This is a genomic window from Vibrio ostreicida, from assembly GCF_013074385.2.
GTDB lineage: Bacteria > Pseudomonadota > Gammaproteobacteria > Enterobacterales > Vibrionaceae > Vibrio > Vibrio ostreicida.
Map to the genome: position 1 here is coordinate 37,926 of NZ_JABEYA020000019.1, position 14,515 is coordinate 52,440.

General features: G+C 43.9%; 12 protein-coding genes and 5 tRNA genes. 3 read left to right on the forward strand and 14 right to left on the reverse strand.

Going from position 1 to position 14,515, the window contains the following annotated elements:
* The first annotated feature begins 59 nt into the window (after positions 1-59).
* Positions 60-1,577, forward strand: coding sequence for an anti-phage dCTP deaminase (locus HLM86_RS17880; protein ID WP_170883483.1), 1,518 nt, complete (start codon positions 60-62; stop codon positions 1,575-1,577).
* Between the two features lie 412 nt (positions 1,578-1,989).
* Here the strand turns inward: HLM86_RS17880 and HLM86_RS17885 are convergent, their stop codons facing one another.
* The 4 genes from HLM86_RS17885 to HLM86_RS17900 form a co-directional block, all read right to left on the reverse strand.
* Positions 1,990-3,189, reverse strand: a complete 1,200-nt coding sequence (locus tag HLM86_RS17885; protein WP_170883482.1) for an MFS transporter — start codon at positions 3,187-3,189, stop codon at positions 1,990-1,992.
* Between the two features lie 6 nt (positions 3,190-3,195).
* The gene (locus tag HLM86_RS17890; RefSeq protein WP_076590260.1) at positions 3,196-3,579 is read right to left on the reverse strand and encodes a VOC family protein; all 384 of its coding nucleotides are present in this window, start codon (positions 3,577-3,579) and stop codon (positions 3,196-3,198) included.
* Positions 3,549-4,286, reverse strand: a complete 738-nt coding sequence (locus HLM86_RS17895) for a hypothetical protein (protein WP_170883481.1) — start codon at positions 4,284-4,286, stop codon at positions 3,549-3,551. Before HLM86_RS17895 ends, HLM86_RS17890 begins: the two co-directional genes overlap by 31 nt.
* Positions 4,287-4,429: 143 nt before the next feature.
* Entirely contained in the window at positions 4,430-5,326 is an 897-nt protein-coding gene (locus HLM86_RS17900) for a response regulator (RefSeq protein WP_170883480.1), read from the reverse strand.
* Between the two features lie 106 nt (positions 5,327-5,432).
* Between HLM86_RS17900 and HLM86_RS17905 the strand changes: the two genes are divergently transcribed.
* Entirely contained in the window at positions 5,433-6,203 is a 771-nt protein-coding gene (locus HLM86_RS17905; protein ID WP_076590257.1) for a chromosome partitioning protein ParA, read from the forward strand.
* A 7-nt stretch (positions 6,204-6,210) separates the two neighbouring features.
* On the opposite strand, the gene HLM86_RS17910 is transcribed toward HLM86_RS17905, so the two are convergent.
* From HLM86_RS17910 to HLM86_RS17955, 10 genes are all read right to left on the reverse strand, one after another.
* Complete coding sequence (locus tag HLM86_RS17910) at positions 6,211-7,119, reverse strand: SPOR domain-containing protein (RefSeq protein WP_254868840.1); 909 nt, start codon at positions 7,117-7,119, stop codon at positions 6,211-6,213.
* 158 nt (positions 7,120-7,277) lie between these two features.
* Positions 7,278-8,216: an ABC transporter permease gene (locus HLM86_RS17915; RefSeq protein WP_076590255.1), complete on the reverse strand. Its 939-nt coding sequence runs from the start codon at positions 8,214-8,216 to the stop codon at positions 7,278-7,280.
* A gap of 2 nt (positions 8,217-8,218) precedes the next feature.
* Positions 8,219-9,196 (reverse strand): ABC transporter permease, encoded by a 978-nt coding sequence (locus HLM86_RS17920; protein ID WP_076590254.1) that lies wholly within the window; start codon positions 9,194-9,196, stop codon positions 8,219-8,221.
* A 158-nt stretch (positions 9,197-9,354) separates the two neighbouring features.
* A complete protein-coding gene (locus HLM86_RS17925; protein WP_076590253.1) occupies positions 9,355-10,908 on the reverse strand; it encodes an ABC transporter substrate-binding protein in 1,554 nt (517 codons plus the stop codon).
* Between the two features lie 86 nt (positions 10,909-10,994).
* On the reverse strand, positions 10,995-12,710 hold the full coding sequence (locus HLM86_RS17930; RefSeq protein ID WP_170883479.1) for a dipeptide ABC transporter ATP-binding protein: 1,716 nt from the start codon (positions 12,708-12,710) through the stop codon (positions 10,995-10,997).
* A 539-nt stretch (positions 12,711-13,249) separates the two neighbouring features.
* Positions 13,250-13,326, reverse strand: a tRNA-Pro gene (locus tag HLM86_RS17935).
* A gap of 22 nt (positions 13,327-13,348) precedes the next feature.
* A tRNA-His gene (locus HLM86_RS17940) sits at positions 13,349-13,424 on the reverse strand.
* Between the two features lie 47 nt (positions 13,425-13,471).
* Positions 13,472-13,548: transfer RNA gene (locus HLM86_RS17945), tRNA-Pro, on the reverse strand.
* 22 nt (positions 13,549-13,570) lie between these two features.
* Positions 13,571-13,646: transfer RNA gene (locus tag HLM86_RS17950), tRNA-His, on the reverse strand.
* Between the two features lie 45 nt (positions 13,647-13,691).
* Positions 13,692-13,768, reverse strand: a tRNA-Arg gene (locus HLM86_RS17955).
* Between the two features lie 288 nt (positions 13,769-14,056).
* Between HLM86_RS17955 and HLM86_RS17960 the strand changes: the two genes are divergently transcribed.
* Positions 14,057-14,470, forward strand: coding sequence for a c-type cytochrome (locus HLM86_RS17960; RefSeq protein ID WP_076590251.1), 414 nt, complete (start codon positions 14,057-14,059; stop codon positions 14,468-14,470).
* Positions 14,471-14,515: the final 45 nt, after the last annotated feature.

Consider the following 14,515-nt stretch of genomic DNA (forward strand, 5'->3'; position numbering starts at 1 on the left):
CAACATACCATTGCAGCTGATAACATATTCAACAACTTCAATATTAGTATATCCGAACTATGGCCGTTAAAGGAACTGAGGAAAGCGTTCTTCACGAAGAACATTTAAATGGAAGTTATTCAGACTCTGAAATAGTGATTGGGTTGGTAGGTGCAGTAGGTACTGAGTTAACTGCAATAAAACAGATAATTACAGATCGTCTTGAGACGTTTAATTACTCTTTTGAAGAAATCCGTATATCACAAGATATCATCAGCTTGTTTGAGGATGTTCCAAATGATTTGAGTTACTATGACAAAGCTAACGCATTGATGTCTGCTGGTAATACTATTCGCCAAAAGAGTGGTGATAACTCAATTCTTGCTCTTGCGGCAGCGTCACAAATTAGTTGTATCAGGGAACAACGCTCTACAAGTGATGACCCAGAGCCATTAAAGCGAAAAGCACTCATTATTAGCTCCCTAAAGCACCCTGAAGAAGTACAGAAACTCCGTACAATCTATTCTAGGGGGTTTTACTTGATAGGTATTCACTCAAGTGAAAATCGTCGACGTGACTTCTTGATGGCAAACAAAAATATGTCCGAAGACGAAGCAAATCTTCTAATTGAGAGAGATGCTGATGAATCAGACAAGCATGGCCAGCATACAAGGGACACCTATCATCTATCAGACTTCTTCATTGATTATGGCTCTAATAGACATAAGGCACAGTATGACATTTGGAGAACACTTGACCTTATGTTTGGTAAACCCTTTGTAACCCCTACATTTGACGAGTTTGCTATGTTCATGGCGTTCTCTTCTTCTTTAAGATCAGCAGACCTTTCCCGCCAAGTAGGGGCTGTTATGACTAAAAACAAGAACATAATTGCTACTGGAGCTAATGATATCCCGCAAGCCGGAGGTGGTTTGTATTGGCCAGACTATGACTCCAAAGATGAAAGGATAGTCGATAAAGAAGACGGACGAGACTGGAAAAGAGGATATGATTCTAACGCTCGAGAAAAGAAGATGATCATAAATGAAATACTCGAAACGTTACCTGATGATAAACAGAAAGAGTCTCTAAGAAAGTTACTTAACTCCTCAAGAATAAAAGATATTACAGAATATGGCCGTGTGGTTCACGCTGAAATGGAAGCAATCTTAGCTTGTGCAAGAAGTGATATAAGCACAAAAAATGCTGAACTCTACTGTACGACTTTCCCTTGCCATAACTGCGCAAAACACATAGTAGCTTCAGGAATTAAAAGAGTTGTCTATGTTGAGCCATATCCAAAAAGTAGAGCCTTAGACTTTCATTCTGACTCAATAACACTAGAATTAAACGGAGAAGAAAGTGTAAGATTCGAACCCTTTGTTGGTGTTGGTCCAAGATCATTTTACGATCTATTTTCTACAAACCTAGGGGCAGGCTACCCTATAAAAAGAAAAGACCCCAACGGAGATGCAGTTAACTGGAAAGAAAGTGATGCTATCTTGCGCATGCAGATGCTATCAACTTCTTACATTGAAAGAGAAACAGCCGCCGCCTCTGCGGTTAGTGATTACCGGAGTAAGTATAATGAGTCCTAACAGTACATTAGTTGCACACCTGAACAAATCAAAGAGTCGAGTGGAATCTTGGCCAACTTGGAAACAGGAACAATCTGGCACTAAAGTAAAACACTCAAACTCATCCGCACCACAACAAAACAAGAGCACAGCCAAGGAATTAGCTGTAGCGTACTAATCTTTACTTTAGCGAGTTGAAAGTCTGGAAAATTCGCTTTCCAGACTTTTTTTATATCCAATTTTTATCAATTTCTTAAAAGTTTCTGGAAAACCTCATCAAGGCACATACTGAATAGGTTTCCAGATATATTTCAGACTTATATGTAAAGAGTATATGAGTACCATGCGGTAAATAACCGCTCCGTGAATAACAATGACGCTTCGCCGTTCAGTGAATAAGCAGGCCATCTCGGCCTGCTTTCTTCATTGTCGTTTAAGGCTGTGCCACCGCCTTATAGCCGACTTCAGAATTAAAATAATAAAGCACAGCAAGACTTGGCAGAGTCGACAACGCAACATAGACCCCAACATAAGCTGGACTGAGCAATATCGCTTCACTCACAATAAGAGGTGTTAGCCCTCCAAAAATCGACAATGCAATGTTATAACCGACCCCCATACTCGACGTCTGGTTGACAGCTTGCTGCCACAATAGTGCGGCGAGATTACCTAAAATAATGGCACCTAACGCGCTCACACCCAACACCGCTAACGCTTGCCAAATAAAGACTTCTGAACCGAGCAATGTAAATAGTGGTATCGCCGCAATCAGCATCAAGACGGCACCAACTTTAAACGCTTGTTGGGGAGATGAACGCTTATCAACAACAAAGGACGTGACCAACAAAAGCACCACCAGCATAGAGCTATTGATCAAGGAAAGATGCTCAATGTTCATCGCTTTACCTAAAATACTACTCGCCAGATTCTGCACATAAAAGACCACTGCACCGAGAATCGAAATACAAAATACTTTAACGATGATTTGAAAGTTCGCTTTGCCCGAAACATCTTGAGCCTTGGGTAACTCAGGCAAAGACAGTCGCAGATAAAGACTAATTGTAATGTTGGCGACACCCACTAACAAAGGAATTCTCCAACCCCACTCGCTCATTTCCTCTGCGGTTAAATAGTGCTCCAACCCCGCAACAATGATGAGTGACACAATCACACCTATGATCGAGCTAGCAACAATGAGGCTGCTAACCCTAGATTTAACCGAATCCTTGGCATCATAAAGTAAATAGTTAATTAACGTCGGATACTCGCCACCAAAACTGAATGCTTGAATCATTTGGAAAAGCAAAAAGACCAAAACGACATATTGACCGACAGTTTCAACAGGAATCAATGCCATCGCCACCGTGGCGACCCCAGTAAGCAAGTTACAAAACACTAAAGCACGTTTTCGTCCAAATTTGTCAGCATATCGGCCAATGATCACACCACCAAAAGGGCGGACAAGAAAGCGCAGAGCAAATACACCCCATACGACAAAGTCAGAGTGCTCAATGCCCTGACTTTTGAATAACTGGGAAATATACATCGATATCGATGCAAACACGGCAATATCATAAAATTCCATCGCATTGCCAAGAACAGCACTGCTGCGCTGTTTCCACGTAAGTGACATGTTGTTTTACTCCTCTAAAACTTCTACTTGATTTCCATCGGGATCTGAACAAAAGAAATAGCGGAAACTCCCCAGCCTAGCTTGGTAGATAGTCGTGGTCTTAGTCACTTCCGATAACTTCTTGTGAAAGGTTTCAAGGTCTCTGACACTCAGCGCAAAGTGGGTAATACCGAGATGCTTAAGCTGAATCAGCGACTCTGACTTGGAGGGAATACCTTCCTCATTAAAATGAAAAAGTTCGATTCGAGAGCCCTGACTCTCAAACATTTGAATGGTGACCTGTTGGTCTTGATAGCATTGCGTTTTCTCAAACCCAAAGAGAGCATAAAAACGCTCACTCGCGGTTAAGTCGCTCACCGTTAGGGATACGTGATGAAGCTGTCCAGACATGCTACTGTCACCCCATGTTCAACCAGTCTTCGAAAAAAAACCGAATCCGGCTCGCATTCACACCCCAGTTTGCATTTGATCGTGTGCCTTCGCCGGGCTTCTTCCATTTCTTGACAGCCACGTATCACTGCCACTTCTTTTAGGGTTTTCATCTCTAAAAAATACCGAACACTGGTCAATTCATCACGAGTCAGGCGCAAATTACCAAACGCGTATTCTTTGTCATGGCCATGTACTTTAGGACTTCTGTTCGATGAGCATAATGGCCCAAACGGTATTTCTATTGCTTTGTCACTCCAGCATTCCAAAGCAAGGTGCTTAACCTTGGGCCTAAGTGCGATGGCCTGACTGACTACATCGCAAGGAACGGATGAGATAGGGAGAGCAATGGACAAGATGTCGTACTGCGACCCTTGGCTGGTCACAATATCGACCCGGTTATGACTGACTGCCTCGGTTGGTCTAAAATTGTGGGCGGCCTGACTGCTCCATAAATTGATGCCAGGTTTGAGACGAGAATGCAGATTGGTATAAAGCTCATCACCCCAATAAGTGAGGTGCCAAGAATAGTGGGTCGAGGCTGCTTTCACTTGGTGACTGTGTGTATCTACCCGCGAAAATGAAACCGTTTGGTCAACGCCCATATATTCAACATAGCGTTTAAAGACATGGCAAATTGCTTCCATATCAATATTATGTACATCCATAACTTATCATTATCAGCAGAAGTATCATTGTGCATATAATACCCTATGCATCTAGTTTTTCACACAGCCAAGGAAATGATTTTTCACATGTCTATCAATAAATCTTTGATGAAATAAGTGGGGATAAAACTCACATTGTGCGTTCAAAAGCCAATCAGTGTCACTTTTCCTTGAGCCATATCGCTCAGTCGACAAGAAAAATCCACCCTTTTATCGGCTTCTTTTGCATACAAAGCCTCCAACTTATCAAATGGAGAAGGGATAAAGCTTACATTTTTCAAGCGCAGGCTCTTGCGGGAATTGCCATCGAGAAACGCTAACGCCGATTTCTCTAACACTTTCTGACAGGCATCGAGAATGTCCTTGCTAACAAGTTTACTGTGAATGGCTTGTTGAAGCTGTTGAGTAGAAATCGCCGAGTTACTGCTGGAAAAAACACAGATAGCATAAATATCAAGCAACGCTACTGCTCGAGATCTTTGTGTTTCACCATCTTCATAGACCGCTAGCAGACAAGGGATCTTGCTATCATCAAACGTCTGCTGACGAATGTTATTCAACACGAGTCTGTCACTGATTTCTCTTTTGAGTAACTTTTCGAGTTGACTCAGCTTAGGCAGCGCCAATTCCTTTTGAACATCAGTGATCTCATCCAAAGCCAGTTGACTCTCTTCTGCCCCCTGCACAAGCGGTAGCAGTTTCCGGTGCAATTCTTTATCATCAAATGGTTTCGACAATACAAAACTCGCTCCCGACTCTTTCGCCTGTTTTACCTGAATCTGATCATCGACCGTGGTGATCATTCCAATTTTCACTCCGAGGCCCAGCTTCTTTATCTCCTGTATCAGAGTGAGCCCTGTCATACCTGGCATGTGCCAGTCCGTCAGCACGATTTCTGGCTGCCACTGCTGAACTTTCTCCAATGCTTGCTCCGCACTGTCCGTCTTTTTTATAGACAACCGACGATAACCGAAGTTCTCTAACGCTCGTCTTACGATTTCCAGGGTAGCTTTACTGTCATCAACAATCAGAATTTTCACAAATTGCTTTCTGCTCTCATTAATAGCCTGCCTAAATTATAGGCACAATTTTCTACGACAACTAAACTTACATCCTAATATCACTACATAAACATGGAATGAGTTCATGGATTTAGCCCTTCTGCTGACGACAGAAAACTTGGTGGCGTTAGCCATCGATCTTGGTCTTTTTATTCTTTTGGTGTGGTTCATCATATTATTGCTGATGTTGCGAGAATTCCGTCACTTTGCTCGACAGATGTCAGGCAGCAACGATATGGACCAACAGACTTACTCTCTTTGCCAAGAGTCCGTTGACAATGCCCTGAACTATACCGCTGAAAATACCGATACACTGAATGATCTCATCATCATACAGCAAGCACTCGAGGCTCAAGTGTCACAACTCAAATCCGCGAGTCATGGAGGATTGAGTGAAGAAGATCAGCGATCCATTGATGATTTAAACCAAAAACTCAATAACTCACATAAGTTAATCAAGAAACTTAAAGGTGACCTCAACCGCAGTGTTAAAGGGCTTAAACAGGCAAAAAACAAGCTTGTGAAACAATCAGATACGGTGGAAAGCCTACAACAAGAAAAAGAACAATTGGAGCAACAGTTTTCCCAGTTAGAACAAGAATATGTGGAAATCAGCGAAGCGGGTGGATTTAATAAAATTGAGCAGGAGTATCAGCAAGAACGCAAGCAATTACTTGGAATCATAGAAACCTACAAGAAAAAGCTGGCTGAACAAGGTAGTAGCGGTGATCTTGCAGCGCAACTTGAAACCATTCAGCAACAACTGCATCATACAACCAAAGAAAAGGACTTTATTGAGAAAAAATTCCTCGCTCTCGTTGAAGAGAACGAGAAATCAGGAGACAGTTCAAGCTAGTGTTTTGTTACTTAACACACACAATGTTAAGCAAGGATGTACCTTTCAGATTAGTGACTTTTCCACTATAAAATAATCCCTTACGCCCTTCACCCCAATAAGGTAAGTGACTTGGCCACTTTTCTTTACCCATGACATCGGCATCAAGTAAGGCCTGCCATTCAGCTTCTATCGCCAAACGCATACCCATTCGGGAGCAAGTGTTATCCGCCATCTTATAATCCATACGGTTCCAAGGCTTATCATGTTCCATATAGAACTGATCTTCTTCGGACTTAATATAGGGTACCTTGTATTCCACACCCCTAATCTTGGCATATTGACGAATGTCTATCTCACGCTCAGTGCTCGGCAACGGTTGGCTCACCTTATCTGGAGCAGGCACGATTAACGCGGGCAAAACTGAAGGAGCTTGCGACACCGGTTTAGCGGACTGACGCGCTGTTATCCCACGTTGATCCTTTACCTCTATTGACGCTTTAATGACCTGACGTATAAAGGCCTCTCTATACTCCGGCATGGTTTTCACATTGGTCAAATCCAGTTTGGCTTGTGTATAATCTTTGTAAGGCCCTATCAAACAACGATAATTTCGTCCCTCCTTCTTTGCCCAAACATCTGAGCTAATGTGAGGGTAGATTGACTTCGCTTTCATTAAAGACAAAGGTTTCGCGTATACACCACACTGAATCCAGAAATACGCAGCCTGACTATTCGGACGATGTTTCCCCCACATGCCCTGACCAATCGGACAGTCCGAATCAAGCAAGGGCAGGCTATCATTTGACGTCTGAGTCGCATCACACAAAAATGCTTCCGCATTGACTGAAAAAGACAATGCCGGCCACATCAGTACGGTTAGGCTCAAAAGCTTGACTAAAGATCGCTTTGCTTTGACGACCATTCTGTTTTCCATATCCCGATACAACCTTACATTCGATACCACTGTCCCTATCGAAAGAGTGGGTATTATTGACGACTTATTGTTGAGTAAAATATAGATGCAAAAAAAGAGCCGCAAAAGGTTTTGGCTCTTTTTTTGAGAAGATTTAATAAACAAATCTTAGCTTTAGGTCACCCTTTGTAGATTTTAGGGTTAAATACATCTCGTAACCAGTCTCCCAGTAGGTTAATCACCAAAACTAATGTCACTAACACAACACCTGGGAAAGCCGTGATCCACCAAGCGCCAGAAAAGATATAGTTGAACCCAATACTAATAAGGGCACCCAGCGAGGGTTGGTCCACGGGAAGACCCAGACCAAGGAAAGAAAGTGCCGCCTCCGACATAATGGCATTGGCCACCTGTACCGTTGAGATAACCAAAATGGGTGATAGGCAGTTGGGCAAGATATGACGGAACATAATGCGTGGCGCTTTAAAGCCCATCACTCTTGCCGCCTCGACATATTCTTTCTTCTTCTCAGCTAAAACCGAAGCTCTAATCGTACGGGCATACTGTGGCCACTCAGCCACACCAATGATCACAACCAGCATCACAACAGCATACTGACTGTAGAAATCACTGCCGAAGCTGGCCTTAAAAATCGCAGAGACAATGATAGCGACCATCATGGTTGAGAAGGATAACTGCACATCAGCAAAACGCATTAAGAAACTATCGATACGCCCACCAAAATACCCAGCGGAAAGACCAATAACAATGCCCAAAACGAGCTGAAGTCCAACGGCAAGAAACCCTATCGTCAGTGATAAGCGAGAGCCATAAAGAATCGTAGAGAGAATATCGCGTCCCTGCTCGTCCGTCCCAAGCACAAAACGTTCTTCACCATCTTCCATCCAAGAAGGGGGAAGCTCTGAGTCCATAATATCAATTGAAGCCAGATCGTAAGGATCGGTAGGCGCCAATAAGGGCGCCGCAATGGCGAGCACCAAAAAAATCATAAACACGGTAAAGCTCGCCATCGCCACCTTATCGCGTTTGAAGTAATACAGAAAATCGGATTGTTTGAATCGCTCCCAACGAGAAGGAACAGCGACTGACTGGTTCATAATTATGCTCCTTTACTTGTCAGGTTAACCGTCGGGTTAATAATGCCGTAAAGCAAATCAACAATGGTATTGGTTACGACGAAAATAAGACCAACAAAGATAACGTAAGCGGTTATCAGTGGTGTATCCACGCGGTTGATCGCTTCAAGAAACAAGAAGCCTGTTCCCGGCCACTGAAAAACCGTCTCTGTCAGAATGGTGTAGGCAACCATCGTTCCTATCTGAACCCCACCTACAGTTAAGACTGGCAGCATGGTGTTCTTTAGAGCATGTTGATAATAAATTTTATTCAGCGCCAAGCCCTTAGCTTTGCCAAATTTAATGTATTCAGAGCTCAAAACTTCCAGCATTTCAGAGCGTACCAAGCGAATGAACAACGGCAACATAATCGACGCCAATGAAATACACGGCAATATCAGGTGCGCTAGCCCATCTAAAGTGAAGTAACCCGACTCCCAACCAAGTAGATTAGCTGTTTCTCCCCTTCCGTAAGAAGGAAGCCATCCCAGTTCAATCGAAAAAAGATACATCAGCATAATGGCGGTTAAGAATACGGGTATCGAAATACCGATACTACTTGCGGCCATCACCGCTTTGGTTAAAAAGCTTTTAGGATGAATAGCTGAGTAAACACCAAGCGGGATCGAGCAGAAAATAATAATAATCGTTGCGCCAAAAACCAGTTCCAACGTTGCGACTAATTTGTCTAAAATGACTTCCACTGCAGGACGCTTGAAAAAATAAGATGTACCAAGATCGCCTTGCAGGGCAGAGCCCACAAAACGCGCATATTTTGTAATGAAGGGATCATTAAGACCTAATTCGTCACGCAAAGCTTGGCGTTCCGATTCAGAAACCGACTGGCCGACTAACTCGCGCAGAGGGTCGCCCAGATTATCCTGAATGGCAAATGCCACTAAACTGATCACAAACATCACTATCAGTGCCTGAAACAGGCGCTTGACCAGAAACGAAAACATTCCTTGCCCCTTTTACTTTCCATAAATTTCGGTCTGCAAAACAGAATTATTCTGCTGCAATCTCAGTCTTACAAAAAGTGCTTAACCCGACTGAATCAAAGTTAAGCACCTCAATTAAACCATGTCCTTCACAAAAGCGTGGTTTAATTTACTTACCGCTATTTGACGACAAGGTCACCGAAATAAGGGAAGTTCATACCATTAACAATCGGACCAATTTCCACATTACTCTTGGCTGCCCATGATGGGTCTTGCCAATGCAAAGGAACAAAGGCGGCTTCATCGTAAAGTGTCGCTTCTACTTGCTTTAACATCGCATTACGTTTAGGCAGGTCCGTCTCAACATTCGCGGCATCAACCAATTTGTCCACTTCTGCGTTACCATAATGGCCACAGTTGTACTGACCTTTACCGGTTTCAGCATTGCGAGTCATAGTCAGGAACTCGGTGAAGTTCGCCGAATCCTCGGTATCTGGGTGCCAACCAATCATCAACATGTCTGCCGAACACTTATCGAATTCTGGCCAATACTGCGCTTTTGGCATAGTCTTCAAGTCAACCTTTATACCGATTTTAGACAACATCGCCGCGGAAGCTTGTGCAACCTTGTCGTCATTCACGTAGCGGTTGTTTGGTGCCATCATTGACAACGAAAAGCCCTTTTCATAGCCCGCTTCTTTCATCAGTGCCTTGGCTTTATTTAAATCATAACGAGGTTTAAGCGTATCGTTGTATCCCGCGTAACCGACTGGGCTTTGTTGAGACGCTGGCGTTGCCGCCCCTTTCATGATTTTCTTGACGATCCCTTCATTGTTGATCGCATAGGCAATCGCTTGTCGAACACGAACGTCCTTAAGCGCTGGGTTACTATTTTGGTTCATTTGGAACGTGATAACACGTGTACCTGGCATGGTATAGAGATCAACACTCTTCGCACTTTTGATCCGCTTATAATCATTGGGAGCAACAGGCGCAATCATATCAACATCGCCAGAAAGAAGCGCTGCAACACGGGTGGCGTCTTCTTTAATCGGAACCAATGTTAGCTTATCAACGTTACCGGCAGACTTTTTGTCCCAGTAATCATCAAAACGCTCAAAATCAACCTTAACGCCTTGCTCACGAGCTGTGATGGTGAAAGGACCGGTCCCCGACACATGGGTAGATGCATAGGAATTGCCATGCTTCACGAGCTCTGCTTTATCCTTGCCATCCTTTGTCTTGCCAGAATAAAACTTACTGTCCATAGGGAATATGTAAGTGGCCACGTTTTCAATCAAGGGATAAGTACCATCGGTTTTAATCTCAATGGTGTAATCATCCACTTTGTTTAGCGCGACAAGTGGCGCAAAGATGCCTTTGAAATCAGCGGATTTCTTGAGGCGATCAAACGTCCATACAACATCATCAGCAGTGAGTTCATTGCCAGAATGGAATTTCACGCCTTTACGCAAGTTAAAACGCATGGTTTCGTTGTCAATGCGCTTCCAAGATTCTGCCAAACGAGGTTCAAATTCCATCGTTTGCGTAAACCGAATCAATGGGTCAAAGACCATGTGAGACATTTGCAGCGTGCCACCTGAAAGCTGCTCGTGCGGGTCGAGCGATACTGGGTCGGCATCATAAGCGACGGTGATATCGGCCGCCGCTGCACTCAAACTTAGCCCTGCGGCCATTAAAGCCACGACTAGTTTGCTTTTCATGGTTTTCATTGCATAACTCCTTATGCGGGATTCATCCCTAGTTGTTGTATTTTTGTCTATTTTTCTACCCAGCGAGAACTGAGTATATCTGCGGCTTACGCCATTTTTATGTCTTCCCTTAAACCTGTAAATTCAGGCATCAAGGACATTAACTGTTTGCTGTATTCATGTTGAGGGGTATTAAATAAGGTTTCCGTCGGAGCAACCTCTAACAAGGTTCCCATTTTCATTACCCCAACGCGATCACACATTTGACGAATTACAGGTAAGTCATGACTGATAAATAACATGGTTAAGTTCAGTTCGTCCTGCAAGTCTTTGAGCAAATTAAGAATCTGAGCCTGCACAGACACATCCAGTGCCGACGTTGGTTCATCACAAATTAAAAGGCGTGGGCGGGTCGCAAGCGCTCGTGCGATGGAGATACGCTGCCTCTGGCCTCCAGAAAACTCGTGAGGGTATTTGACTCCAGCCATGGTACCCAAGCCAACGTGATCCAGCAGATCATGTACGATCTGTCTTGTTTCTGTTTCATTTCGTGTCAGCTTATGAAAACGTATTGGTTCGGCGATGATGTCAAATATCTTCATCCTCGGGTTCATTGAGGTATAAGGGTTCTGAAACACCATTTGCATCTGTCGTCGCAGTGGGCGACGCTCTTTCTCCGACTTCAACGACGTCAGATCAATGTCTTCAAAGGTTACTTTACCGGCATCTGGCTGATACAGGCCTGCAATCACACGCGCGATCGTCGATTTACCCGAGCCTGACTCTCCAACAAGGCCAAAAGTTTCACCCTCATGCACTTCAAAACTAACATTATTTGAGGCTTGCACATATTGGCGTCGGCTCTCAAAGAGAGAATCCTTGGTCACAAAACGCAAATCAATATTGTCTACCGTCAACAAGGCACCACTATAACTTCGGTGATCTTGGCTCTGACCTAACCAGTGATTTTTCACGTCCAGCGGCGCCATTTCTTGTGCTTCTTCAATATAACTGACCAGCGGGAAACGTTTCAATTTCACGTCCGATCGCGGCACAGCAGAAATAAGACTGCGCGTATACGAATGAGCAGGATCACCTAAAACCTGAGCGGTGGGACCAAATTCAACCAGATCCCCACGATACATAACCGCCACTCGATCGGTCACATTCGATACCACACCCATATCATGAGTCACCAACATACAACCGACGTTATTTTTAATACACAGATCGCGAATAAGACCTAGGATCTGGTCCTGAATCGAAACATCTAAAGCCGTAGTAGGTTCATCGGCAATAATGAGATCCGGTTCGCCAGCCAGAGCGATTGCAATCACAACCCGTTGACGCATACCACCGGAAAATTGATGGGGATACTGCTTCAATCGATTTTTCGGTTGAGGAATACCAACCTGCTGCATTAAAGAGAGGGAACGCTGATACGCTTCCTCATCAGAGACCTTCATATTCGCATGTATGGTCTCTTTGAGCTGTTGCTCAACCGTAAAAAGTGGGTTGAGGGACGTCATTGGATCTTGGAAAATAAATCCAATTTTTGAGCCTCTAACACGACGCATTTGTTCAGGCGTCAGCCCAGAGATTAACTCCCCATCTAAATAAACCTCACCGCTTGGGATACGTCCAGGGGGACTTAACAAGTCAATGACTGCATTACCCACGGTGGATTTACCAGCACCTGATTCGCCAACAACGCCGACGATCTCTCCTCGCTCGATGTTAAACGAAAGTGATTTAACTGCGGCATGAACACCATGCCTTGATGGGTATTCAATTCGAAGGTTTTTAACTTCTAAGAGTGACATTACCAGACCTCTACTGCTTTGGCAGCTTTCTGCCCTGTCTGAAAGTGAATCCATTCTAGCCAGATCAGCATCTGGCAATTTACAAGCTAGTCAATTTGGCAAAAAATTCACAGAAAAGCAACAAACATAGGATAAAAATTCGATTTCGAACAAATATCAAGCATCTTATCAAAATAAATATGCAAACATGTTATATCATATTTTGTTCATACCTACGGATAACCAAATGACCGACTCCTTTTCTAGACTAACGTCGCGATTTTTTTGGATCTAGCCCCCTCCCACGTAGAAGAATTAAAATTCACAAAAAATCACCATGTAGTCATTAACAAAATAAAAACATCGGTTTAGCTCACTACCGACTCAACCCCACTATCAGAAAAAACAAAAAAGCCCCGACATGACTGCCGAGGCTTAAAATAGTGGTCGAAATAAGAAGGGTCAATTGGACGGGAACTCCGGTCAGCGAAATTCTGCCAACCAAGCTCACTCTCAGAACAACAAAAAAGCCTCGACATCACTGTCGAGGCTCAAAATAATGGTCGGTGAAGAGGGATTCGAACCCCCGACCCTCTGGTCCCAAACCAGATGCGCTACCAAGCTGCGCTATTCACCGAACTTTTATTCTTTCAATAGAATGGGGTGGCTAACGAGATTCGAACTCGCGACCACCGGAATCACAATCCAGGGCTCTACCAACTGAGCTATAGCCACCATCAATTTTTTAGTTTACCGCTGAATATCAGCCATAAACGAGTTTATGGTCGGTGAAGAGGGATTCGAACCCCCGACCCTCTGGTCCCAAACCAGATGCGCTACCAAGCTGCGCTATTCACCGAGCTTTTGTCTTTCTAAAATAATGGGGTGGCTAACGAGATTCGAACTCGCGACCACCGGAATCACAATCCAGGGCTCTACCAACTGAGCTATAGCCACCATTATTTCATGCCAATTTGCCACTTATTAAATAAGCGTCCGGAATGGCGCGCCCGAAAGGATTCGAACCTTCGACCTTTGGCTCCGGAGGCCAACGCTCTATCCAGCTGAGCTACGGGCGCATGCCCTATCGGCGGAGTGGAATAATACGGATATCACACAATGCCGTCTAGTACTTTTTAAACTTTTTTAATCGTTTGACGCCTTTTTGGGCAATTAAAGTGTGATTGACCCCTATTTCCGATTAGATAACCCAGCATAAGCAAACAACTTGTGGTTTATCACATTCGGTTATCAGGATATAATCACTTAATATTTACATTGATTTAACAGCAAAACGCTGTTTTTCAAACCACACTCTAATAATAAGGTAAGCATGAACTTGCCTTCAGGAATGTAAAGTGAGTTTAATGGATATGTCTCGAAAAATCTTAATCGCTTTGATCGCTGTGAGTACTTTCTCTGGCGCCTCTTTGGCTGCTAATATCAGCCAAGACGAATACGATGCCATTGCAGAACGTATTAAACCTGTCGGCGGCGTTTATCTTGCGGGTTCAGAACCAGTAAAAGCAGAGCCAAGCGGCCCACGAGATGGGGCAAAAGTCTATGGCACTTTTTGTATCGCGTGTCACTCATCTGGTGTGAGCGGTGCTCCAAAAACCGGCGATGCCGGAGATTGGGCGCCAAGAATTGCACAAGGTAAAGACGTACTTGCAGACCATGCGATTAAAGGTTTCAATGCTATGCCAGCAAAGGGAACATGTATGGATTGTTCTGACGACGAGATCGTCGCTGCGATCGAACATATGATTGCAGGACTATAACTTCTCTTTGACTCACCAAGAGCTTGTACTTACAAGCTCTTGGAA